Consider the following 22558-nt stretch of genomic DNA (forward strand, 5'->3'; position numbering starts at 1 on the left):
AAATCTGGAAAGGAGCTAATTATGGTTAAAAATACATTGAATATCGGAAGAATCTCCGAAGGCTTTGTACTGGATCATATCCAGGCAGGAAAAAGTATGGATATTTACAAATATCTGCGTCTCGACAAGCTGGACTGCTGTGTCGCGATTATCAAGAACGCAAAAAGCAACAAGATGGGGAAGAAGGACATCATCAAGATTGAGTGTCCGCTGGAGATGATCGATCTGGACATCCTTGGTTTCATCGATCACAATATTACGGTAAACATCATTGAGAATGAAAAAATTGTAGATAAAATGTCTCTGAAACTTCCAAAAAAAATCACCAATGTGATCCGCTGCAAAAACCCGAGATGCATCACTTCCATCGAGCAGGAGCTGGATCATGTGTTTATTCTGACGGATCCGGAACGTGAAGAATACCGCTGCAAATACTGCGAAGAAAAGTATCATAGAAAATAAACTGCCGGGAGGGCTGATGCCCTCCCGGTTCTTTTTATCCATATTTTAGGTGTGCGTGTTAAAATGCCACGTTTTGTTGCATATCTTGACTTTCTTTTTTCCTCCCTTTTTATATAAAGGTTATGTAAGCTTCCGGCCAACCAAGGAGGAAACAAAGATGACAACATCAAATATGGAAGAAAAATTAAGTATCTTTCTGAAAAGCATCGGAATTTCAGGGAGATACAAAGGCTTTTACTATCTGAAGGAGGCCGTCTTTCTTGTAATGGAAGACGAGCATTGTCTGTGTAACATCCAAAAGGAAATCTACCGGCCGATTGCCGAAATGTATCACGTCTCTGTCCCAAGTATCGCGAGGGCGATCCGCACTGTCTGCCAGATAGCGGCCGCCAACGAAGCGCAGCTCCGGGCCTTCTTTCCCGGATTTCTTTCTCACGGTACTCTTTACCCAAAAGAACTGATTGAAATGGCAGCTGATTATCTGCGCTATCAATAAAAACTGCTGTCGCATAAACGGAATCTATCATTCTGCCGGAAAGCTTATAAAAAGGGTGCGGTTTAAGCACCGCACCCTTTTTTGCTTTCTGTATAAGCGGCAGGCAAGACGATAAGCCGGGTTATGTCTTGAACAGTCATCTATCTAGCTCCTGCGTCGCCGCGGGAGTCCATCAACCCACCTAAAACACGACGGGCCGCCGTATCGTTTTCATTCGGTCTTTCTTCGGATGGGGTTTACATGTGCCTCTTCTGTTACCAGAAAAGCGGTAGTCTCTTACACTGCCTTTCCACCCTTACCGCATAAGCGGCGGTTTATTTCTGTTGCACTATCCTTGGAGTCGCCTCCACCGGACGTTATCCGGCATCCTGCCCTGTGAAGCCCGGACTTTCCTCGTCTGCACCCTTTCGGGATTCGCAGCCGCGACTGTTTATCTTACCTGCACCTGTAATACAATATCACACTTGGCCTTCACTTGCAAGCCCTTCATCAACGATCCGGTCCTCACCGTCCGCTGCCGTTGTCGCAAGTTCGTCACATCGTTCATTCTGCGGGTGGCCGTCATGCCCTTTTACCCAGATCAATGTCATCTTGTGCGGCTTTGCCGCCTCCAAAAGCCTTTTCCAGAGATCGATGTTTTTGACCGGCTCATTTTTCCCGCGCTTCCAGCCCTTCCGGATCCAGTTGTCAATCCAGTGCTGGTTAAACGCATCCACTACATATTTGGAATCCGAATAGATTTCCACTTCGCAGGGCCTGTTCAGCGCTTCCAGTCCGGCAATGACTGCCATCAGCTCCATCCGGTTGTTGGTCGTCTTTTCATACCCCTGGGAAAGCTCCCGTATATGGGTCTGTCCTTTCGGATCGGTATAGGAGAGAATCGTTCCATATCCTCCCGGTCCGTCCGGATTTCCTCTTGCCGCACCGTCCGTATAGATTTTTACAAGCATTGTTATTCTCCCTTCCGTTCCTTGATCTCCACAGTCTGTCCTTCCTCCCATACGCGGTGAATCCGGTTCCGGTAGCCCGAGGAAATTTCCGAAGTCAGCAGACGGTCTGTCAGCCCATAATCCTTCCACATGTGCATCGGGAAGACATGCTCTGCCCTCACATTTCTCATGAAATAATCAATGCCGGAAAATGCCGCTCCGCCCTGTCTTGGATCCAGAACGACAAACGCCAGATCGATCTTCTTTCGTGCAAGCTTTTTGATTTCCTTCTGGTAATTTTTACGCATACTGCGGTTATAGTCAATACTCTCGCCTTCCCAGTGCCACCAGTTCAGATCACCTGCATGATAAATTCTCTTGTCACGGAAGGCAACGAGAAAAGCAACGCCTTCATCCGTAGAACGAAGCGTCTCTATTTTCAGCGTTCCGATCTTTATTTTTTTATCCGGAGGCAGAAAAATCCGGTTGGGAGCAGGATCCGCCTCCACGTCATCCGACAGAATGTACTGGATCTTCGGATGCTCTTTCTCCCACTCAAAAATTACCGGATTGAAGTGGTCGCTGTGGCGGTGGCTCACAAAAACATACATCTGTTTATCGGCCTCTGTCTCAGGCAGCTTCCCCTTATAGTAATCAAAAACATACATTGCACGTTCATCTTCTACTGTAAATCCACTGTGATACAGATAAGTGACTTTCATTTGGGTCTTTTCTCTCCTTTCAGCATGTCCTGTATCTTTTTTCGTATCTGTTTTACCTTTCTGTGGTCGCTTCCGTCCCCTGCAATTCCGATTACAATCTCCTCATCCCGCAGTACAGACGGGAAGAAGAAATCACACACGGAAGCGTCCGATGCGTTATTCACCAGAATCCCTTTTCCCCTGCATATCTGAACAATCTCTGCGTTTGTTTCGCTTTCATCCGTCGCCGCAAACACAAGAAACTCCCGGCCGGTCAGCACATCCTTTTCAAACCGCCTGCTCTCGTACCGGACCTTTCCGTCCAGAATCCATCCTCTGAGAGGCTCTTTCAGCTCATCCTCTCTTTCCGGAGCGCACATCCGGATGCTGCAGCCAAAAGGAAGAAGGATGCCGGCTCTCCGGACCGCGATATTCCCGGCGCCGACAATCAGGATCTCTCTGCCGCACAGACTCAAAAAGAGCGGAAACCGCGGATATTTTTCCCTGCTCATTTGATCCTGATCCCGATCCCTGCCATGACACGGTAGACCTCCCCGGCCTCTTTTGCCAGCCGGCATCCGGCACGTCCTGCAGCCTCTCTCCATGCTCGCTCCTCCCGGTCCACCGGAACAATCCCGTTTCCGATTTCATCCATCAGAACAACTGCATCCGGATGACTCTCAATAAACTGCCCGGTGTACGCTGCTGGATCCCTGTTCTCCCGGATGCACTGTAAAATCTGTTCTTCAAAATGTACGATGATCTCCCGGTCCGGGTACTGTGCTCTGGCATACTCTGTCTTTCCCTGAAAGCTTCCGCCCGTAATCATTATCATATCCGCTCTCCTTCTTTCTCTAACAGATCAAGTATACCACAAAGAGGCCTGTACGTTCATCAAGTTTTTCAACTTTTTGCGTACAGGCCCATTTATCCGGTTTAGATAATGATACAGACAATCCCTCCATTGCTGTCGTTTACAATTTTCTGCATCGTATCCTGAAGTTTTCCCTGACATTCGTCATTGATCATCGTAATCTTATGCCGCATTCCGTCCATCACAAGTTCCTCGATTGTTTTTCCAAAAATGTTGGTTTCCCAGACTCCTCCTTCCTGCTCTTTCGCATCTTTGATGTACCGCAGGATATCCTGAGCCTGCTGCTCGTTGCCCACAATCGGCGCGATCTCCGTTTCAATATTGGCTCGTATCATGTGAATCGACGGTGCCTCCGAATGGATCTTCACCCCGTACTTGCTGCCCTGCTTGATGATCTCCGGATCTGTAAGGGAAATCTCCTCTTTCTTCGGACTCACCACTCCATACCCCTTTGCCCTGACACTGTCCATAGCATCTTTGACATTGGCATACTCCTCCTGAAGGGCGGACATTTCCTTCATGGCCCTAAGGAGTTCGTACTCATTCTGTATCTTCATGTTTGTCATCTCACTGAGCATTTCATAATAGTATTTCTCGTAAACACGGATTTCCATCCGGATACATCCGGTATCCATCGCAATATGATCCACACGGACACTTTCGATATATGTATCATCCGGCTGTTCGATTCCTCCGATAAAATCCCGGATTTCCGTCTTTTCCTCCATCAAGTCTCTGATATAGGATACCATTTCTTCCTTGATTCTATGGCTTCGCGGCAGCATTTCCACCCATTTTGGTATATAAAATTCCATTTCGGAAACCGGGAATTCAAACAGGATCTCCTCCATCATCCGATGGATATCCTCCTCTTTCAGCTGCTCACAATTGACCGGCATCGCCGCCACCTGATAGGACTCCTGGATCTCTTTTACGGTCTCTGACGCTTCCTTCCCGTAAGGCCTTGCTGAATTTACCAGAACGAGAAAGGGTTTCCCGATATCTTTCAGTTCCCGGATGGTCTTTCCTTCCGGGTCCCGGTACGCTTCTCTTGGGATCTCTCCGATCGTTCCATCCGTTGTCACTACAATTCCGATAGTGGCATGATCATGAATCACCTTCCTTGTTCCGATTCCGGCTGCTTTTGTAAACGGAATCTCATAGTCAAACCACGGCGTTTTAACTTTGCGTTCCTCCCCGTCTTCGATATGCCCTCTTGCCCCTTCTGTCATATATCCGACACAGTCGATCAGCCGGACCCGGACCCGGACATCATCTGAAAGTGTAATCTCCGCCGCCTCTTTTGGAATAAATTTAGGTTCTGTTGTCATAATGGTTTTTCCGGAAGAGGACTGTGGCAGTTCATCCATTGTCCTCGCCCGCTGATTTTCATCATTCATATGCGGGAGAACCAGAAGATCCATAAACCGTTTGATAAACGTGGACTTTCCGGTCCTTACCGGACCTACAACCCCGAAATAGATTTCCCCGTTTGTTCTGACCTGCATATCATGATAAAGCTGAAAATTCTCCATGAAAATACCCCCTTGCAATGCTGATACCAATGTATGCCTGCAAGGAGGTATTTAGACCTGTTTTATTTTGTATCTGTATCTTCTTCTCCCCAAGGAAGGGCACTGTGTTCTTCTTTCCGGTCACGAAGCATCAGCTCTTTGACCGCCTCGGCCGGACTCTTTCCTTCAAAGAGCACCTGATTGACCTGTTCTACAATCGGCATGGAAATCCGGTACTGCCCGGCAAGCTGCTTTGCCGCTTTTGCAGAGTAGACGCCTTCAACTACCATTTTGACCTCATCCATGGCTTCCTGCATCGTCCTTCCCTGTCCTATCAGATATCCTGCCTTCCGGTTCCGGCTGTGGACACTTGCACAGGTCACAATCAGATCACCGATTCCTGTCAGCCCGGTAAAGGTTTCGATCTTTCCGCCCATCTTTACTCCCAGACGTGCAATCTCAGCAATCCCCCTTGTGATCAGAGCGGCTTTTGTATTGTCGCCGTATCCAAGGCCATCCGCAATACCGGCGGCAAGAGCAATGACATTTTTCAAAGATCCTCCCAGTTCGATGCCTTTGATATCCGGACTTGTATACACACGGAACACTTCGCTCATAAATGCTTTCTGAAGGTACTCTGCCGTCTCTCTTGTTTTTGCACCGACTACACATGTGGTAGGCAGACCCTTTCCTACTTCTTCCGCATGGCTTGGTCCCGAAAGAACCGCCACATCCGCCTGAGGCACTTCTTCCTCAATCTGCTCGCTCAATGTCATCAACGTCTTTTCCTCGATCCCCTTTGCCACATTGACAAGGATCTGTCCCTCTTTCACATAAGGACACATCCTCTGAGCCGTCGATCTCGTAAATGGTGACGGAACGGCAAGCACTACAAAGTCCTTTCCTTCAATGCCTTCCCGGATCTCATTTGTGAAACGGATACCGTCCTGAAGCTTCACCCCCGGAAGTTTGGACTTGTGTTCCCGCTCTCTGTCAAGCATCTCCACCTCTTTCGCGTCGATAGACCAGACAGTCACCTCATGTCCATTGTTTGTCAGAAGCCATGAAATCGCCGTTCCCCAGCTGCCGGCTCCCATAATTCCAACTTTTGCCATACTGTGCCTCCTATTTTTTCTTTCCGATGCTGATTTTATTTTCTGTGCCGCTTAACAGTCTCTGAATATTCGCTCTGTGCTTCCAGATTGCAAGAACTGCAAGAAATGCTGCCACCACATACATCTCATGGAGATATGGCGCAGCCATCCCGTAGCTTCCTGTCTGTCCGCGGAATACGACACCTGCAAAGAAAATCAGAACGACCGCAATCGAACCAACGGAAACATATTTTGTTACTGCTACTATTGTAACAAATACCACGATCGCAATCAAGCAGATCCAGACATTCGTAAGGGCGGCCAGAAGTCCTGCCATGGCCGCAATTCCTTTTCCTCCTTTGAATTTCAGATAGAACGGGAAATTATGTCCAAGCACTGCTCCCATTCCGGCATAAATAGAAAGAAGTGGAAGAATGTCTCCATGTGTTTCTCCAAAAATCAGCCGTACTGCCAGAACGGCAAAAATACACTTAAAGGAATCCCCCAAAAACGTACACGCTCCCGCTTTGACCCCGAGTGTTCTCAGCGCATTTGTAGAACCGGCATTTCCGCTCCCCATTTTCCGGATATCCACATGCTGCAGTCTCCCGTAAATATATCCTGTCTGGAAAAGCCCGAAAACATACCCGATCAAAATACACACGATCCGTTCCATGACCTTACTTCTCCTTTTCCTTTCTTTCTCTGATAAAGAATTTCAGTGAAGTTCCCCGGAAACCGAATGCCTCCCTGATCTTGTTCTCCAGATATCTTGTATAAGAAAAATGCATCAGTTCCTTATCGTTGACAAAAATCACAAAAGTAGGCGGTTTGACAGATACCTGTGTAATATAGTAAAGTTTCAGGCGTTTTCCTTTATCAGAAGGCGGCTGCTGCATGGCAACTGCCTCTGTCATGATCTCATTCAGCACGCCTGTCGCAATCCGCAGGGACTGATTTTCAATCACCATATCAATCATATCAAAGAGCTTCTGAATCCTCTGCCCTGTCTTTGCCGAAATATACATGATCTCCGCATACGGCATATAGGACAGTACATTCCTGATCTTTCCTTCATATTCACGCATGGTCCGGTCGTTTTTCTCGATCGCGTCCCATTTATTGACTACAATAATGATTCCCTTGCCGCGCTCATGCGCGATTCCGGCGATTTTGGCATCCTGCTCGGTTACACCTTCCACTGCGTCAATCACCATCAAAACAACATCTGCTCTTTCTACCGCGGTTACGGTCCGGATAATACTGTACCGTTCCAGCTCTTCCTTGATCTTGCTCTTTCTGCGAAGACCTGCTGTATCAATGAATACATACTCTTTTCCGTTATGAACAATCTCCGTATCAATAGCATCCCGTGTTGTCCCTGCAATATCCGATACAATGACACGGTTCTCCCCGAGAAGTTTATTGATGATGGAGGATTTTCCGACATTTGGTTTTCCGACAATGGCAACCCGCGGTCTTTCGTCCTCCTCCTCTTCTTTGTCTTTTTCCGGGAAATACGCGACAACTGCGTCCAGAAGGTCTCCGATTCCAAGCCTGGAGGATGCAGATACCGGATTCGGGTCTCCGATTCCAAGATTATAAAATTCGTAGACGTCCGGCATAAATTTGTCAAAATTATCTACCTTATTCACTGCAAGAATCACAGGCTTTTTCGCGCGGCGCAGCATATCTGCAACCTTGGAGTCTGCATCTACAAGCCCCTGTCTCACATCTGTAATAAAAATAATCACATCTGCCGTATCTATCGCAATCTGCGCCTGCTCCCGCATCTGTGAAAGGATAATATCCGAGCTGTCCGGCTCGATTCCTCCTGTATCAATCAATGTAAAGTCTCTGTCCAGCCAGGATACATCCGCATAAATACGGTCTCTTGTCACTCCCGGTGTGTCTTTGACAATCGAGATCATCTCCCCGGCCAGAACATTAAATAACGTAGACTTCCCGACATTCGGGCGTCCTACGATCGCAACTACTGGTTTACTCATCGTACCTCTCCTTTAAAACTGCATCGATAAAATCCTGTCCGCTTGATTTTACAATATCTATCTTCACTTGTAAAGTTTCTTCTAACTCCGAAACTGTCACATCGTCCAGGAAAACATCCTCTCCGCTTCTTAACATATTGCACGGAAGCAGAAGCCTGTCCCCAAGTTCCTGCCCTTTCAGCTGTTTGATCAGATCCTGTCCGGTAATCAGGCCGGACACGGTAATGCTTTCTCCGAAAAACTCATTGCGGATCTTATATAGATGAACATCCAGATTCGGACATTTTTCTTTCATCCGCCCGATGAACTCATTCAGATAATCATAGGCAAGCGCTCCGGTTGCAATCGACAGGGACATCTTCCGGTCTGTCGGACGGATTTTCTGAAAGCCTTCTTCAAATTCATTCTGAAGAAGCCGGATCATGCCGACCCCGTTTTCCAGCTGCAGATATCCATCGTACCTGCTCTCCTCCGGCATTTCGTATCCTGCCAGGATGTACCATTCATCTCCGGCATGGATGAAATGATATCCGTATTCCTGATATACTTTTTCCTGCCACCGGTGGATCGTATCCAGCACTTTTCTTGCATCTTCTCTCGTAAACGGCTCCAGCGGGTAAAGTCCGTCGCGGTACTTGCTCAGCCCTACCGGCACGACCGATACACTCTGCAGCTTCGGAAGATATGCTGTCAGATCCTGTATTGTCCGTTCCAGTTCCTGACCGTCATTTAATCCCTTACAGAGTACAATCTGTCCATTCATCGTAATTCCCGCCTCATAAAGGCGGTCCACCTTCTTCAATGCTTCTCCCGCAAACCGGTTATGAAGCATTTTGCATCGAAGTTCAGGATTTGTCGTATGGAAGGAAATATTGATCGGCTCCAGATGATAACGGGTGATCCGGTCAATATCATGGTCGCTCATATTTGTCAGCGTCACATAATTTCCCTGCAGAAAAGACAGTCTTGAATCGTCATCTTTGAAATACAGTGTTTCACGCATCCCCTTTGGCATCTGATCAATAAAACAGAAAACGCACTTGTTTCTGCAGGACCGGTACTCATCCATCAGACCCTGCTCAAAGGTCAGACCCAGATCCTCCTCATATTCTTTTTCTATCTCAAGTTCCCACTGCTCGCCGTCCGGCTTCTCAATCAGAACGAGAAGATTCTCATCATTGACATAGTAATGGTAATCAAAAACATCCTCGATTTCCTGACCGTTTATCAAAAGAAGCCTGTCCCCCGGTTCGATGCCCATCTCCCATGCAATACTTCCCTCTTCTACAGCCGAAACCAGATGTTCATGTCTTTTCCGCTGTTTTTCCATATCTCGTCTCCTTTTCCTCTTCATTTTCCTGCCTTTTTCATAATACTAAATTCCTTCCCAAAATGCAATTTTTTCTATTCCTTTCTTGCCATACCTATAAAAAAATGTTATAAATGGATTGAGATTACGGCTGATGCCGCGTCTTAATTCCATGTTTTCTTACATAGGAGGGTTTATGACAAATATAAAAATGTTAGAGCAGGTGCTTCCGACAGCTCCGCTTAAAATCGCCGCGCTCAAGAGCTGCGAAACTCTTGGGAAGAAGGTCAACGACCATATTGTCGGATTTCGCAAGGAATCCCTTAAAAAATATGTAGATTCCGCACTTTTCGCATCCTATAAATGCGAAAATTATCTCATAGAGCACAGTTGCCCGCGTTTCGGTTCTGGTGAGGCAAAAGGCGTTCTGGGCGAATCGGTCCGCGGAAAAGATCTTTTTGTCATGGTCGATGTCTGCAACTACAGTCTGACCTATACAGTGAACGGTCATCTGAACCACATGTCGCCGGACGATCATTATCAGGATCTGAAACGTATCATATCCGCAGCAAACGGCAAAGCTCACAGATTAAATGTCATCATGCCGTTTCTTTACGAAAGCCGCCAGCACAAACGTACCAAACGCGAATCTCTGGACTGTGCCCAGGCACTGGAGGAACTGGTTGACATGGGAGTATCCAACATTATCACCTTTGATGCCCATGACCCGCGTGTGCAGAACGCGATTCCTCTGAAAGGCTTTGACAACTTCAATCCGCCTTATCAGTTTATCAAAGCGCTTCTGAAAACGGAGCCTGACCTGAAGCTTGACAAGGATCATCTCATGATCATCAGCCCGGACGAGGGTGCGATGCATCGTGCAGTGTATTTTTCCAATGTTCTTGGCGTGGATATGGGAATGTTCTATAAAAGAAGAGATTACTCCACAATCGTAAATGGAAAAAATCCGATCGTTGCCCACGAATTTCTCGGTGATGACGTAAAGGGCAAGACTGCCATCATCGTAGATGACATGATCTCTTCCGGAGAAAGTATGCTGGATGTTGCAAAACAGATCAAAGATCGGGGCGCTTCCCGTGTATTTGTCTGCACTACATTCGGACTCTTTACCGACGGGCTTGAGAAATTTGACGACTATTACCGGACAGGCTATATAGATCGTCTGATTACAACGAATCTGACCTATCTGCCGCCGGAGATCTATGAACGTCCATACTTCATCGAAGCAGACATGAGCAAATTCCTGGCAATCATCATCGATTCCATGAATCATGATATCGCCATCAGTTCTGTACTGAATCCGACAGACAAGATTCATGCACTGATCGCAGGCCGGAATGCTTAGGGTTCCGGAACCGAAAGACAAAATTCTTAAAAACACAGCAGGAAAGAGACTTCTTCCCTGCTGTATTTTTATACCATACGTTCATCTTCAAAAAATGACAAATCCGACGGATAAATGATGCTCTCTCCGATTTCTTTCAGAAGGATAAGCCTCAGACTGTTTTTAAAGTTTTTCTTATCCCGCTTCATGGCTTCTTTCAGTTCTGAGAGGTGCACGCCGCAGGAAACCGGAAGTCCGTAGCTTTCCAGAATCTTTCGGATCTCCCCGGCCGTTCCTTCCCGGGTCAGTCCCAGTTCTTCCGAGATCCGTGTGATCTGATACATGCCGATCGCAACCGCTTCCCCATGACTTTCTCTTTCATATGCGAACCTCTGCTCTACTGCATGTGCCAGCGTATGACCGAAATTAAGCAGCATCCTCTCTCCGGTATCAAACTGGTCTTCCTCCACCACCTGACGTTTGATATCCACACATCTTGTAATTACTTCCGTCAGATAATCCGCAAGTCCGTCAAAACTTCCGGCCCGCCTGAGCAGCGCAAAAAGCTCTGCATCCTTGATGCAGCCATACTTGATGACTTCTCCCATTCCGTCATGGATGTAACGCTCCGGAAGTGTTTTCAGCACATCCGGATCAATCAGGACTTTCTTTGGCTGATAGAATGCCCCTACAAGATTTTTGCCTTCTTTCAGGTCAACTGCTACTTTTCCTCCGACAGAGGAATCCACCTGAGCCAGCAGGGAAGTCGGAATCTGTACGAATGGAATTCCCCTCAGATACGTTGCCGCCGCAAATCCGGCCAGGTCTCCGACAACACCTCCTCCGAGGGCAACGATCAGGTCGCTTCTGGAAATTCCCGCTTCTAACAGTTGTGCATACACTCCCGGAAGGACATCAATACTTTTGGACGCCTCCCCATGTGGAAGAATGACTGCACTGCACTCCCAGTATTCTTTCAGCTGTTCCAGAAGGCTCTCTCCGTAAAATGCGTAAACACTGTCGTCAGAGATCACCGCGATTTTCTTCCCCTGATAAATCTCCCGGATTTCTTTGGCCGCTCTTTTTAATAGTCCTCTTTCAATCAAAATACGGTAACTGTCTTTTCCCAGATTAACATTCAATTCCATTTCTTCCGCCTGCCTTCTTCTACCAAGTTTTTTCTACAATCGGTGCAATCTTTCGAAGCTGTTTTAAAAGTTCCGCATACTTCTCCGGCTTTAAGGACTGACCTCCGTCGCACAGCGCGCAGTCCGGATTATTATGTACTTCAATCATCAGCCCGTCTGTGCCTGCTGCTACCGCCGCCTTTGCCATCGTATCTACCAGCCACCATTTGCCCCCGGCATGGCTTGGATCCACAACAACCGGAAGATGGGTCATCTTTTTCAGTACCGGAATCGCCTGAAGATCCAGTGTGTTTCTTGTATAAGTCTCAAAAGTCCTGACGCCCCGTTCACAGAGAATGACATTTTCATTTCCGGACGCCATAATATATTCCGCAGACATAATCCATTCCTCATAGGTAGCATTTAATCCGCGTTTCAAAAGGATCGGACGTCTGGTCTTCCCGAGCTGTTTCAGTAGGTCAAAATTCTGCATGTTTCTCGCCCCGATCTGAATCAGATCCACCTTCTCATCGAAAATATCAAGGTATTCTGCGGACATCAGCTCTGTCACAATCGGAAGCCCCGTTACTTCCTTCGCCTTACAGAGCATCTCCAGTCCTTCCAGTCCAAGTCCCTGGAAGGAATACGGGCTTGTACGCGGCTTGAATGCCCCGCCTCTTAACAAATTGGCGCCTGCAGCTTTGACTGCCTTTGCCACTTCAATCACCTGTTCCTCGCTTTCCACTGAACACGGTCCGGCAATCATCGCCATGTTTCCGCCTCCCACCTGGACACCGGATACATCCACAATGGTGTCCTCCGGGTGGAATGCACGGTTTGCAAGTTTATAAGGCTCCTGCACGTGCATGACTTTATCTACACTTTTATCCACCTCAAACAGGCGCGGATCAATTCTGACGGTATCACCGATACATCCGATAATCGTCATCTCTTCTCCCCGGACGACATGAGCCTCCAGACCTTTTGCCTCTACCATTTTTATTACCCGGTTCAAATTTTCTTCTGTTGTTCTTGGTTTCAGTACAATAATCATATGCTTCTCCTCCTGCTTTCTCACACTTTTCCTGACTTTGAAAATCACCTTGCAAAGGAAGTGTCCTGATTCTATAGGGAGTCCAAAGATCTTTTCTATAGAATAAAAAAAGTCCTCTGATTTACTCAGAGGACGATACTGTCATCGTGGTTCCACCTCACTTTACAGCCATCTCACGATGACTGCCTCATCAGGTACGCTGTCTCCAGATATACCCTTGCAGATAACGGCTGCTGCCGGAAATGCCTACTAGTCTGTACATTCAGCACTCTACTCCAAGAGGAATTCAGTAACACTTTCTGTATCCCATTCCACCACGCGGGACTCTCTGTAACATTCCATGATACTTACTACTTCTTTTCTTCGTATTTTCAAAGCAGATCTATGAAGTTGTTTCCATATTACTTCACATCTGCAGGTTTGTCAATACTTATTTTCCTGCCTCCGAAGAATCCTTCTTCACCGTCAGAGTACCGTCCTTCACCTCGATCCGGACTTTTCCTTTCCATTCACTCTCAAGGGAACTTTCCAGTTCTCCGGAAAGTCTGATCCGGATCGGAAATTCTCCAGCCTCACTGCCGTCCGCATCGCATTCTACCTCGTAATCACCGCCTTCGTTCAGATCATCCAGCAGATCCTGAACACGGTATCCCGCCTCTTTGCTCAGCCATGCTTCCTTTTCTTTCGTTCCCGTTCCGTCTGCGAACTCTGCTCCGGCTGATAATTCCGGCAGATTTTCTCCCTGGTAAATTGTTTCAGACCGTGCAGTCAGTACAATCAGCGTTTCTTCGTTCCGGTTGAACTGCGGCATAACTTTCACCAAAAGGAAAATCAGCAGACAAAAAACGACACCGGCTGCAAAAGCGGCCGGTACGTTCCATTTATTTCGTATTCTTTTTGTATGAAACAAATTTTTTTTCGTCTTTTTTCCAACAGAAAGAATGTTTCTCTTCATTCGTATCTGACCTCGATTCCTATGTTATCCGTTACGATTATAGCGCACTTCTTTCCCGGATACAATGAAAGAGTTCTTAAATAAGAATGAAATTTCCCTTATATTTTCTTTCTTTTACAGAATGATACGCACTTTCAGGACATTCTCGATTTTGGAAAGTTCTTCCGCAATTCCGGAAGAATCCGTATCTTCAATATCGATCATCGTATAAGCAAAGCGTCCGCGGCTTTTGTTCGTCAAATCCGCGATGTTGATTCCTCTCTTTGCAAGAAGAGCCGTAAACTGGCCGATCATGTTCGGCACATTGTGATGAAGTACGGTAATTCTTGGATTTTTCCCTTTCTTTCCCATATCGCAGTTCGGAAAGTTTACGGAATTCATGATATTTCCGTTTTCCAGATACTCCCGGATCTCCCGGACAGCCATTCTGGCGCAGTTGTCCTCAGACTCTTCCGTGGAAGCACCCAGATGGGGAATAACGATGACATGATCTCTTCCTGCCAGCCCCGCTGTCGGAAAGTCTGTGACATATTTCCGTATGTGCCCGGTTTCCAGTGCCTCGATCAGATCTTCTTCCTTAACAAGAAGGTCTCTTGCAAAGTTCAGGAGAATTACACCGTCTTTCATCTGCCCTGCAGCCTCCCGGTCAATCATTCCTTTCGTGTCATCCAGTGCCGGGACATGAAGCGTAATATAATCACATTCCTGATAAATCGTCTCCAGATTTTTCACATGATGAATGTGGCGCGACAGATTCCACGCGGAATCCACCGACATATACGGATCGTATCCATATACTTCCATACCAAGATGAAGCGCCGCATTCGCCACCAGCACGCCAATGGCTCCAAGACCGATCACGCCAAGCTTCTTTCCTTCAATCTCCTGTCCGGCAAACATCTTTTTCTGCTTCTCCGCTGTCTTTGCGATATTCTCTTCTCCGGCATGGGCCTTCACCCACTCGATGCCTCCGATGATATCGCGGGACGCCAGAAGCATCCCCGCAATCACCAGCTCTTTCACCCCGTTTGCGTTCGCTCCCGGCGTATTAAAGACTACAATTCCTTTTTCCGCACAGTCTTCCAGCGGAATATTATTCACTCCTGCTCCTGCCCTTGCGATTGCTTTTAATTTCTCTGGAAAAACCGTTTCATGCAAGGATGCACTTCTCAGGAGAACCGCATCCGCCCCGGCCATCTCTTCTGTTCTCTGGTAGTCTTCCGAAAAGAGGGAAAGCCCTGCTTCCGAAATGGCGTTCAAACATTGATACTGATACATTACCGATTCTCCTTTTCAAATTTTTCCATAAATGATACAAGTGCCTCCACGCCTTCATATGGCATGGCATTATAGAGGCTGGCCCGCATGCCTCCAACGCTCCGGTGTCCTTTCAGATTGACCAGACCATGTTCTGCAGCCGCTGCCGTAAATCTGGCATCCAGATCTTTGTCGCCTGTCACAAATGGAACATTCATCAAAGAACGGTCTTTCTTCGCTACTGTGCCGGAAAACAGGCGGCTGTCATCCAGATATTCGTACAAAAGTGCCGCCTTTTTCTGGTTCTTCTTCTGAATTCCCGGAAGTCCTCCCTGATCCAGAAGCCACCGGAACACTTTCCCGCAGATATAAATTCCGTATGCAGGCGGCGTATTGTAAAGAGAACCTGCCTTGGCGTGGACATGGTACTGCATCATGGTCGGAGTTCCCGGAAGCACCTCTTCCCGGATCAGATCCTTCCGTATAATCACAATCGTCACACCCGCCGGTCCGATATTCTTCTGCACACCGCCGTACATGATGCCGTACTTTGTAATGTCCACAGGCTCAGACAGAAAGCAGGAGGAAACATCCGCTACAAGAGGGATGCCCTTCGTATCCGGAAGGGTATGAAACTTCGTTCCGTAGATCGTATTGTTCTCACAGATGTACACATAATCCGCATCCCCGGAAGCAGACAGCTCACTCAGATCCGGGATGCAGGAAAAATTCTGCTCCTCAGAGGAGGCTGCTGCTTTTGCCTCTCCGTACTTCTGCGCTTCCTTCCAGGCTTTCTTTGCCCACTGCCCGGTCAGAATATAGTCTGCCTTTTTGTGTTTCATGAGATTCATCGGAATCATTGCAAACTGCAGCGATGCCCCTCCCTGCAGAAACAGTACCTCATAGTCTTCCGGTATGTTTAAAAGTGTCCGGATGTCCTTCTCGGCATCCTGTATGATCGTTTCAAACGCCGCAGACCGGTGGCTCATCTCCATAACGGACATTCCGGTCCCCCTGTAATCCAGCATCTCCTTTGCGGCTTCCTGTAATACTTCCTCTGGCAGAACAGCCGGTCCCGCCGAAAAATTATATACTCTGCTCATACGATTCCTCCCTGTTTCCCGGCCAAACATTCCCCTTCGCCCGGCAGGTCGATTTTTAATTCTGTTTTGCTTTTTCTTTCAGATCTCCCTCATCAAATACCTGATCGATCGCTTCTCCCGGAGCAACCATCGGCCATACCTTCTCATCGCAGTCTATCTGACAGTCAATCAGAACCGGTCCGTCTGCGTTTCTTGCCTCCTCAAAGATCCGGACAAATTCTTCCCTTGTTGTGGCGCGGTATGCTTTCGCTCCCATCGCCTCGGCAAGTTTGACAAAGTCCACATTGTCATTGAGGATGGTAGCAGAATACCGTTTTCCATAGAACAGATCCTGCCACTGCCTCACCATTCCAAGTACGTGGTTATTCAGAATGACTTCGATAATCGGAATCTGATAACGTGCTGCTGTTGCAATCTCATTCATGTTCATCCGGAAACATCCGTCACCTGCAATATTAACCACACATTTTTCCGGTCTCGCACATTTCGCACCGATGGACGCCCCAAGTCCGTATCCCATCGTTCCGAGACCGCCGGATGTCAGAAGTGTTCTCGGCTTTGGATATTTATAATACTGTGCGGCCCACATCTGATTCTGTCCGACCTCTGTTACAATAACAGCATCTCCTTTCGTCTGCCGGTAAATTTCCTCTACGACAAACGGTCCGCTTAACACGTCCGGATGATAGGTCATCGGATATTTTGCCTTGTATGCTTCGATCGTCTGAATCCATTCACTGTGATTCTGCTGCTCCAGCATCTGATTCAGCTTTGAAAGTACCACCTTGACATCCCCGGTAATTCCATGCGTGATAACTACATTCTTATTCATTTCTGCCGGATCGATGTCAATCTGCAGAATTTTCGCCTTTGGCGCAAATTTCTCCGCATTTCCCGTGACACGGTCACTGAATCGTGCCCCCACTACAACAAGAAGGTCGCACTCACTGACTCCGTGATTCGATGTTTTTGTTCCATGCATGCCAAGCATTCCTGTGTAATATGGATCTGTTCCAGGAAACGCACCTTTTCCCATCAGAGTGTCCGCAACCGGCGCATCCACCTTTTTGACAAATTCAAACAGTTCTTCGTCCGCATCGGAGAGCACTGCGCCTCCACCCACGAAAATATATGGCTTTTTCGAGTTCTGGATCATCTCTACTGCCGTCTGAAGATCTTCTTCATTGACCTCTTCGTTTCTCTTTTGAGGTGTGATTTTTTTCGGCTCATATTCGGCAAGATTGGACGTTACATCCTTTGGAATGTCAATCAGTACGGGACCCGGACGGCCCTTACGTGCAATCCGGAACGCTTTCCGGATCGTATCAGCCAGTTTATTGACATCTTTTACAATATAATTATGTTTCGTAATCGGCATGGTGACTCCCGCAATATCGATTTCCTGGAAACTGTCCTTTCCAAGAAGGGATACTCCGACGTTGCAGGTGATTGCCACAACAGGAATAGAATCCATATAGGCAGTCGCAATACCTGTTACAAGATTTGTCGCCCCCGGTCCGCTTGTGGCCAGACATACACCGACTTTTCCCGTTGCCCTGGCATAACCGTCCGCCGCATGCGCCGCCCCCTGCTCATGGGAAGTCAGGATGTGACGGATCTCGTTCTGGTGCTTATACAGCGCATCATATACATTCAGAATCGCACCGCCCGGATATCCGAATACGGTATCCACACCCTGCTCTTTTAAACATTCTATTACAATTTCTGCTCCTGTAAGCTTCATTGCTCTTCTTCCTTTCGTCTAGTTTTTCGGAATCTCCAGGATCGCTCCTCTGTTTCCGCTTGTTACCATGGCTGCATACCGTGCCAGATAACCGGTCTTGACCTCCGGCTCTTTCGGCTGCCATGCCTTGCGTCTTTTTTCCAGCTCCTCTTCCGGAACATCCAGTTCCAGTTTCAGCCCCGGAATGTCAATCTTAATGATATCTCCCTCTTCTACAAGTGCAATCGGTCCGCCTACTGCCGCCTCCGGTGATACGTGTCCGATAGACGCGCCTCTGGATGCCCCTGAGAATCGTCCGTCTGTAATCAGGGCAACGCTGGATCCAAGTCCCATTCCCGCGATTGCGGATGTCGGATTGAGCATCTCCGGCATTCCCGGTCCGCCTTTTGGTCCGACATAGCGGATAACCACTACATCACCCGGATGAATCTCTCCGCCTTTGATTGCCTTGATTGCATCATCTTCGCAGTCAAAGACTCTGGCAGGTCCCTCATGAACCATCATTTCTTCTACTACCGCCGAACGTTTTACCACGCTTCCGTCCGGAGCAAGATTCCCTTTCAGAACGGCAAGGCCTCCCGTCTCACTATATGGGTGATCTACCGGTCTTATGACTTCCGGATTTTTATTGATACATCCTGCGATATTTTCTTTCACTGTTTTTCCGGTCACCGTCATGCAGTCTGTATAGAGAAGCCCTTTTTTGTCCAGCTCATTCATGACTGCGTAAACGCCGCCCGCCTCGTTAAGGTCCTCAATATATGTCGGTCCTGCCGGTGCCAGATGACAGAGGTTTGGTGTTTTCTCGCTGATTCCGTTTGCAAAATCAATCTCAAAATCCATTCCAATCTCATGGGCGATTGCCGGAAGGTGAAGCATACTGTTTGTGGAACATCCAAGGGCCATGTCCACTGTCAGGGCATTTAAAATGGCTTCCCTGGTCATAATGTCACGAGGACAGATATTTTTTCTCCAGAGCTCCATTACCTGCATACCCGCATGTTTTGCAAGACGGATTCTCTCGGAGTAAACTGCCGGGATGGTACCGTTGCCCTTTAAGCCCATTCCAAGCACCTCTGTCAGACAGTTCATACTGTTGGCCGTGTACATTCCGGAACAGGAACCGCATGTCGGGCAGACTTTACATTCAAACTCATCCAGCTCTTCTTCTGTAATCGTTCCAGCCGCATAAGCTCCAACCGCCTCAAACATGCTGGAAAGACTTCTCTTCTCTCCTTTCACATGTCCGGCAAGCATCGGGCCGCCGCTGACAAAAATGGTCGGAATATTGATCCGGGCCGCCGCCATCAGAAGACCCGGCACATTTTTATCACAGTTTGGAACCATGACAAGGGCATCAAACTGATGAGCCAGAGCCATCGCTTCCGTAGAGTCTGCAATCAGATCTCTCGTCACAAGAGAATACTTCATTCCGATATGTCCCATGGCGATCCCGTCACAGACTGCAATCGCCGGAAATACGATCGGGGTCCCTCCAGCCATGGCAACTCCCATTTTGACTGCTTCCACAATCTTATCGAGATTCATATGTCCCGGCACGATCTCATTATAAGAGCTTACAATTCCTACAAGCGGACGTTCCATCTCTTCTTTTGTCAGTCCCAGCGCATTCATCAGAGAACGATGCGGCGCCTGCTGGCTTCCTTTTGTTACAGTATCACTTCTCATCTTTCTTCCTCCTGTCCTTACTCTGTTTCTATAGTCATTATGCCTGAATTCTTTCACAGATCAGATCTCCCATTTCCTTTGTGCCGACCTGTGTACATCCTGCAGACATGATATCTCCTGTCCGGTATCCGTCTTTCAAAACCTGATCCACTGCCCTCTCTACCGCGTCCGCTTCCTTATCAAGATCAAAGGAGAAACGAAGCATCATTGCTGCGGAAAGGATTGTGGCAATCGGGTTTGCGATTCCCTTTCCTGCAATGTCCGGCGCGGATCCTCCGCTCGGCTCATACAGGCCGAATTTACTGTCATTAAGGCTTGCGCTTGCCAGCATTCCGATAGATCCAGTCACCATGCTGGCTTCATCGGATAAAATATCTCCAAACATATTCTCTGTCAGAATCACATCAAACTGCTTTGGATTTTTTACGATCTGCATCGCACAGTTATCAACAAGCATATGTTCCAGCGTCACGTCCGGATACTCTGCCGCCACCTCTTCTGTCACCTTTCTCCACAGTCTGGAGGAATCCAGAACATTTGCCTTATCCACACTTGTCACCTTGCGGGAACGTTTCCCGGCAATGTCAAATGCGCGCTTTGCAATCCTGCGGATTTCATTTTCATTATAGGAAAGTGTGTCCACCGCGGTCATGACACCATCCTTTTCTTCTGTCTTTCTTTCACCAAAATACAGTCCGCCCGTCAGTTCTCTCATAATCATAAAATCAAATCCGCCTTCGGTGAGCTCCGGTTTCAGAGGACATGCCCCTTCCAGTTCCTCATAGAGAACTGCCGGTCTTAAATTGGCGAAAAGGCCAAGCTCCTTACGAATCCGAAGCAGTCCTGCCTCCGGCCTTTTGGACGGTTCCAGCTGATACCATGAGGAAGTCTTTGCATCGCCTCCGATGGACCCCATCAGTACAGCGTCACATGCTTTTGCCTTTTCCACCGTCTCATCTGTAAGCGGCACTCCATGCACATCGATGGATGCGCCTCCCAGAAGAAGCTCCGTGTAATCACAGGTATGTCCGTATATCTCTCCTACTTTATCCAGAACCTTCATGGCCTCCGTGACAATTTCCGGGCCGATTCCGTCTCCTTTTATAATTCCTATGTTTAATTTCATTGCTATCCCTCCCAGAAAATCTGTTACAGAATATCATATAATATTTTTGTTTTTGTTTCAACCCTTTACCTCGTAAAAGTGCCTTTTCCACCCGTTTTCTCCATGAAAACCACCTGCCTGAGGCTTTTTTCAACAACAAAAAACAGATCCCTCTAAAACGGAATCTGCTTTTCTTTTCACTGACTTATCATTATTTTGTTTCACCTGCACCAGGCTTTTCTACCTGCATGATAGCAGCCTTCTGCATCGGAATACGACAGTTTTTATTATTTCCGAACTCTACGATCACATCTTCTTCTGTGATATCGATCACTACTCCGTAAAATCCACTTGTCGTCAGAACAGTATCTCCAACTTCCATATCAGCGATCATCGCCGCTACCCTCTTCTGCTCTTTCTTCTGCGGTCTCATCAGAATGAACCAGAGTCCGCCAAGAACAACTACATAAAAAAGGATCAAAAACAGCGGGTTTGAGAAAATGCCTCCGCTTGACTCTGTAAGTAACGTGTATTCCATCATTCTTTCCTCCTAATTTCTAGCTAAACACTATTGCTATCATACACAATTTTTCCCGTTTCATCAAGTACTTTTGGGAATTTTATCAGGTTTTATCCTTTCTGTCCCTGCGCCATTCCCTCAAGTTTCTGCTTTTTATATTCTTTGTAGCGGCCTTCTTCGATTGCGGCACGGATTTCTTCCATCATTGTATTGTAAAAATACAGGTTGTGAAGTACGCAGAACCGCATGCCGAGCATCTCCTTTGCTTTCAGAAGGTGACGGATATAGGCTCTGGAATATTTCCGGCATACCGGGCATCCGCAGCCTTCTTCAATCGGGCGGTCATCCAGTTCATATTTGGCATTGAAAAGGTTCAGTTTGCCATGATTCGTGTACACATGGCCGTGCCGGCCGTTTCGTGTCGGATAAACGCAGTCAAAAAAGTCAACGCCCCGGTCCACTGCCTCCAGAATATTTGCAGGGGTACCGACTCCCATCAGATACGTTGGTTTTTCAAGCGGCAGATAAGGAACAACGGCATCCAGAATCCGGTACATCTCCTCATGAGATTCTCCTACCGCAAGTCCTCCGATGGCATATCCCGGAAGATCAAGCTCTGCGATTTCCTGCGCATGTGCAATCCGGACATCCTCCAGAATTCCGCCCTGATTGATTCCGAACAGCAGCTGATGCGGATTGATCGTATCCGGAAGACTGTTCAGCCGCTCCATCTCGGCCTTACATCTGCGAAGCCACCGTGATGTTCTCGCGACAGAACGCTCAATATAATCCCGGTCTTTTGTACTGGCCGGGCATTCGTCAAACGCCATAGCAATGGTGGATGCCAGATTGGACTGGATCTGCATACTCTCCTCCGGTCCCATAAAAATCTTCTTCCCGTCAATGTGAGAATGGAAATGTACTCCTTCCTCCTTGATCTTCCTGAGGCCCGCAAGGGAAAACACCTGAAATCCGCCGGAATCCGTCAGAATCGGCTTGTCCCATACCATAAACTTATGCAGCCCTCCAAGTTTTTTTACTACCTCATCGCCCGGTCTTACGTGGAGATGATAGGTATTGGAAAGCTCCACCTGGGTTTTGATCTCTCTTAAGTCATCGGTGGACACTGCTCCTTTAATGGCGGCAGCCGTCCCCACATTCATAAACACCGGTGTTTCAACAACACCGTGTACCGTTGTAAAACGGCCCCTTTTTGCGAGGCCGTCTCTTTTTAACAATTCATACATGTTTTCTTTGCTCCGTTCTGAAAT

General features: G+C 47.6%; 22 protein-coding genes, 1 other RNA gene and 1 other annotated feature. Of the genes, 3 read left to right on the forward strand and 20 right to left on the reverse strand.

Annotated features, from left to right (window positions below):
- The first annotated feature begins 21 nt into the window (after positions 1-21).
- Complete coding sequence (locus B5E64_RS09165; RefSeq protein ID WP_087168222.1) at positions 22-462, forward strand: aspartate carbamoyltransferase regulatory subunit; 441 nt, start codon at positions 22-24, stop codon at positions 460-462.
- A gap of 157 nt (positions 463-619) precedes the next feature.
- Positions 620-958 carry a sporulation initiation factor Spo0A C-terminal domain-containing protein gene (locus tag B5E64_RS09170; RefSeq protein WP_087168223.1) on the forward strand — a complete coding sequence of 113 codons (339 nt, stop codon included), beginning with the start codon at positions 620-622 and terminating at the stop codon, positions 956-958.
- A 96-nt stretch (positions 959-1054) separates the two neighbouring features.
- Here B5E64_RS09170 and rnpB read toward each other — a convergent pair.
- The 10 genes from rnpB to B5E64_RS09220 form a co-directional block, all read right to left on the reverse strand.
- An RNA gene (rnpB, locus tag B5E64_RS09175) (RNase P RNA component class A) lies at positions 1055-1400 on the reverse strand.
- 16 nt (positions 1401-1416) lie between these two features.
- Positions 1417-1908, reverse strand: a complete 492-nt coding sequence (rnhA, locus tag B5E64_RS09180; RefSeq protein WP_087168224.1) for a ribonuclease HI — start codon at positions 1906-1908, stop codon at positions 1417-1419.
- Between the two features lie 2 nt (positions 1909-1910).
- Entirely contained in the window at positions 1911-2609 is a 699-nt protein-coding gene (locus B5E64_RS09185) for an MBL fold metallo-hydrolase (RefSeq protein WP_087168225.1), read from the reverse strand.
- Entirely contained in the window at positions 2606-3100 is a 495-nt protein-coding gene (locus B5E64_RS09190) for a bifunctional precorrin-2 dehydrogenase/sirohydrochlorin ferrochelatase (RefSeq protein ID WP_162610170.1), read from the reverse strand. The genes B5E64_RS09185 and B5E64_RS09190 overlap by 4 nt, the downstream gene beginning before the upstream one ends.
- On the reverse strand, positions 3097-3423 hold the full coding sequence (locus tag B5E64_RS09195) for a bifunctional adenosylcobinamide kinase/adenosylcobinamide-phosphate guanylyltransferase (protein ID WP_087168227.1): 327 nt from the start codon (positions 3421-3423) through the stop codon (positions 3097-3099). The genes B5E64_RS09190 and B5E64_RS09195 overlap by 4 nt, the downstream gene beginning before the upstream one ends.
- A gap of 101 nt (positions 3424-3524) precedes the next feature.
- Entirely contained in the window at positions 3525-4997 is a 1473-nt protein-coding gene (gene spoIVA / locus B5E64_RS09200) for a stage IV sporulation protein A (protein ID WP_087168228.1), read from the reverse strand.
- Positions 4998-5059: 62 nt separating this feature from the next.
- Positions 5060-6091, reverse strand: coding sequence for an NAD(P)H-dependent glycerol-3-phosphate dehydrogenase (locus tag B5E64_RS09205; protein WP_087168229.1), 1032 nt, complete (start codon positions 6089-6091; stop codon positions 5060-5062).
- 10 nt (positions 6092-6101) lie between these two features.
- Positions 6102-6746, reverse strand: coding sequence for a glycerol-3-phosphate 1-O-acyltransferase PlsY (gene plsY / locus B5E64_RS09210; protein ID WP_087168230.1), 645 nt, complete (start codon positions 6744-6746; stop codon positions 6102-6104).
- 4 nt (positions 6747-6750) lie between these two features.
- A complete protein-coding gene (gene der, locus B5E64_RS09215; RefSeq protein ID WP_087168231.1) occupies positions 6751-8079 on the reverse strand; it encodes a ribosome biogenesis GTPase Der in 1329 nt (442 codons plus the stop codon).
- Positions 8072-9409, reverse strand: a complete 1338-nt coding sequence (locus tag B5E64_RS09220; protein WP_087168232.1) for a DUF512 domain-containing protein — start codon at positions 9407-9409, stop codon at positions 8072-8074. Before B5E64_RS09220 ends, der begins: the two co-directional genes overlap by 8 nt.
- A 175-nt stretch (positions 9410-9584) precedes the next feature.
- Between B5E64_RS09220 and B5E64_RS09225 the strand changes: the two genes are divergently transcribed.
- Positions 9585-10754, forward strand: a complete 1170-nt coding sequence (locus B5E64_RS09225) for a ribose-phosphate pyrophosphokinase (protein ID WP_087168233.1) — start codon at positions 9585-9587, stop codon at positions 10752-10754.
- 68 nt (positions 10755-10822) lie between these two features.
- On the opposite strand, the gene aroB is transcribed toward B5E64_RS09225, so the two are convergent.
- The 10 genes from aroB to tgt form a co-directional block, all read right to left on the reverse strand.
- On the reverse strand, positions 10823-11881 hold the full coding sequence (gene aroB, locus B5E64_RS09230) for a 3-dehydroquinate synthase (RefSeq protein WP_087168234.1): 1059 nt from the start codon (positions 11879-11881) through the stop codon (positions 10823-10825).
- A 19-nt stretch (positions 11882-11900) separates the two neighbouring features.
- Complete coding sequence (aroF, locus tag B5E64_RS09235; RefSeq protein ID WP_087168235.1) at positions 11901-12914, reverse strand: 3-deoxy-7-phosphoheptulonate synthase; 1014 nt, start codon at positions 12912-12914, stop codon at positions 11901-11903.
- Between the two features lie 125 nt (positions 12915-13039).
- Positions 13040-13287, reverse strand: a binding site (T-box leader).
- A gap of 57 nt (positions 13288-13344) precedes the next feature.
- Positions 13345-13824 (reverse strand): hypothetical protein, encoded by a 480-nt coding sequence (locus B5E64_RS09240; protein ID WP_140398853.1) that lies wholly within the window; start codon positions 13822-13824, stop codon positions 13345-13347.
- A 159-nt stretch (positions 13825-13983) separates the two neighbouring features.
- The gene (locus B5E64_RS09245) at positions 13984-15147 is read right to left on the reverse strand and encodes a phosphoglycerate dehydrogenase (RefSeq protein ID WP_087168237.1); all 1164 of its coding nucleotides are present in this window, start codon (positions 15145-15147) and stop codon (positions 13984-13986) included.
- The gene (gene serC / locus B5E64_RS09250; RefSeq protein WP_087168238.1) at positions 15147-16229 is read right to left on the reverse strand and encodes a 3-phosphoserine/phosphohydroxythreonine transaminase; all 1083 of its coding nucleotides are present in this window, start codon (positions 16227-16229) and stop codon (positions 15147-15149) included. Before serC ends, B5E64_RS09245 begins: the two co-directional genes overlap by 1 nt.
- A gap of 55 nt (positions 16230-16284) precedes the next feature.
- A complete protein-coding gene (gene ilvB / locus B5E64_RS09255; protein ID WP_087168239.1) occupies positions 16285-17973 on the reverse strand; it encodes a biosynthetic-type acetolactate synthase large subunit in 1689 nt (562 codons plus the stop codon).
- Between the two features lie 18 nt (positions 17974-17991).
- Positions 17992-19662, reverse strand: a complete 1671-nt coding sequence (gene ilvD / locus B5E64_RS09260) for a dihydroxy-acid dehydratase (protein ID WP_087168240.1) — start codon at positions 19660-19662, stop codon at positions 17992-17994.
- A 37-nt stretch (positions 19663-19699) separates the two neighbouring features.
- Positions 19700-20788: a 3-isopropylmalate dehydrogenase gene (leuB, locus tag B5E64_RS09265; protein WP_204229581.1), complete on the reverse strand. Its 1089-nt coding sequence runs from the start codon at positions 20786-20788 to the stop codon at positions 19700-19702.
- Between the two features lie 190 nt (positions 20789-20978).
- Complete coding sequence (gene yajC / locus B5E64_RS09270; RefSeq protein ID WP_087168242.1) at positions 20979-21305, reverse strand: preprotein translocase subunit YajC; 327 nt, start codon at positions 21303-21305, stop codon at positions 20979-20981.
- A 92-nt stretch (positions 21306-21397) separates the two neighbouring features.
- Positions 21398-22534, reverse strand: coding sequence for a tRNA guanosine(34) transglycosylase Tgt (gene tgt / locus B5E64_RS09275; RefSeq protein WP_087168243.1), 1137 nt, complete (start codon positions 22532-22534; stop codon positions 21398-21400).
- Positions 22535-22558: the final 24 nt, after the last annotated feature.

It is taken from the genome of Drancourtella sp. An12 (genome assembly GCF_002160935.1).
Taxonomy (GTDB): Bacteria; Bacillota; Clostridia; order Lachnospirales; family Lachnospiraceae; genus Sellimonas; species Sellimonas catena.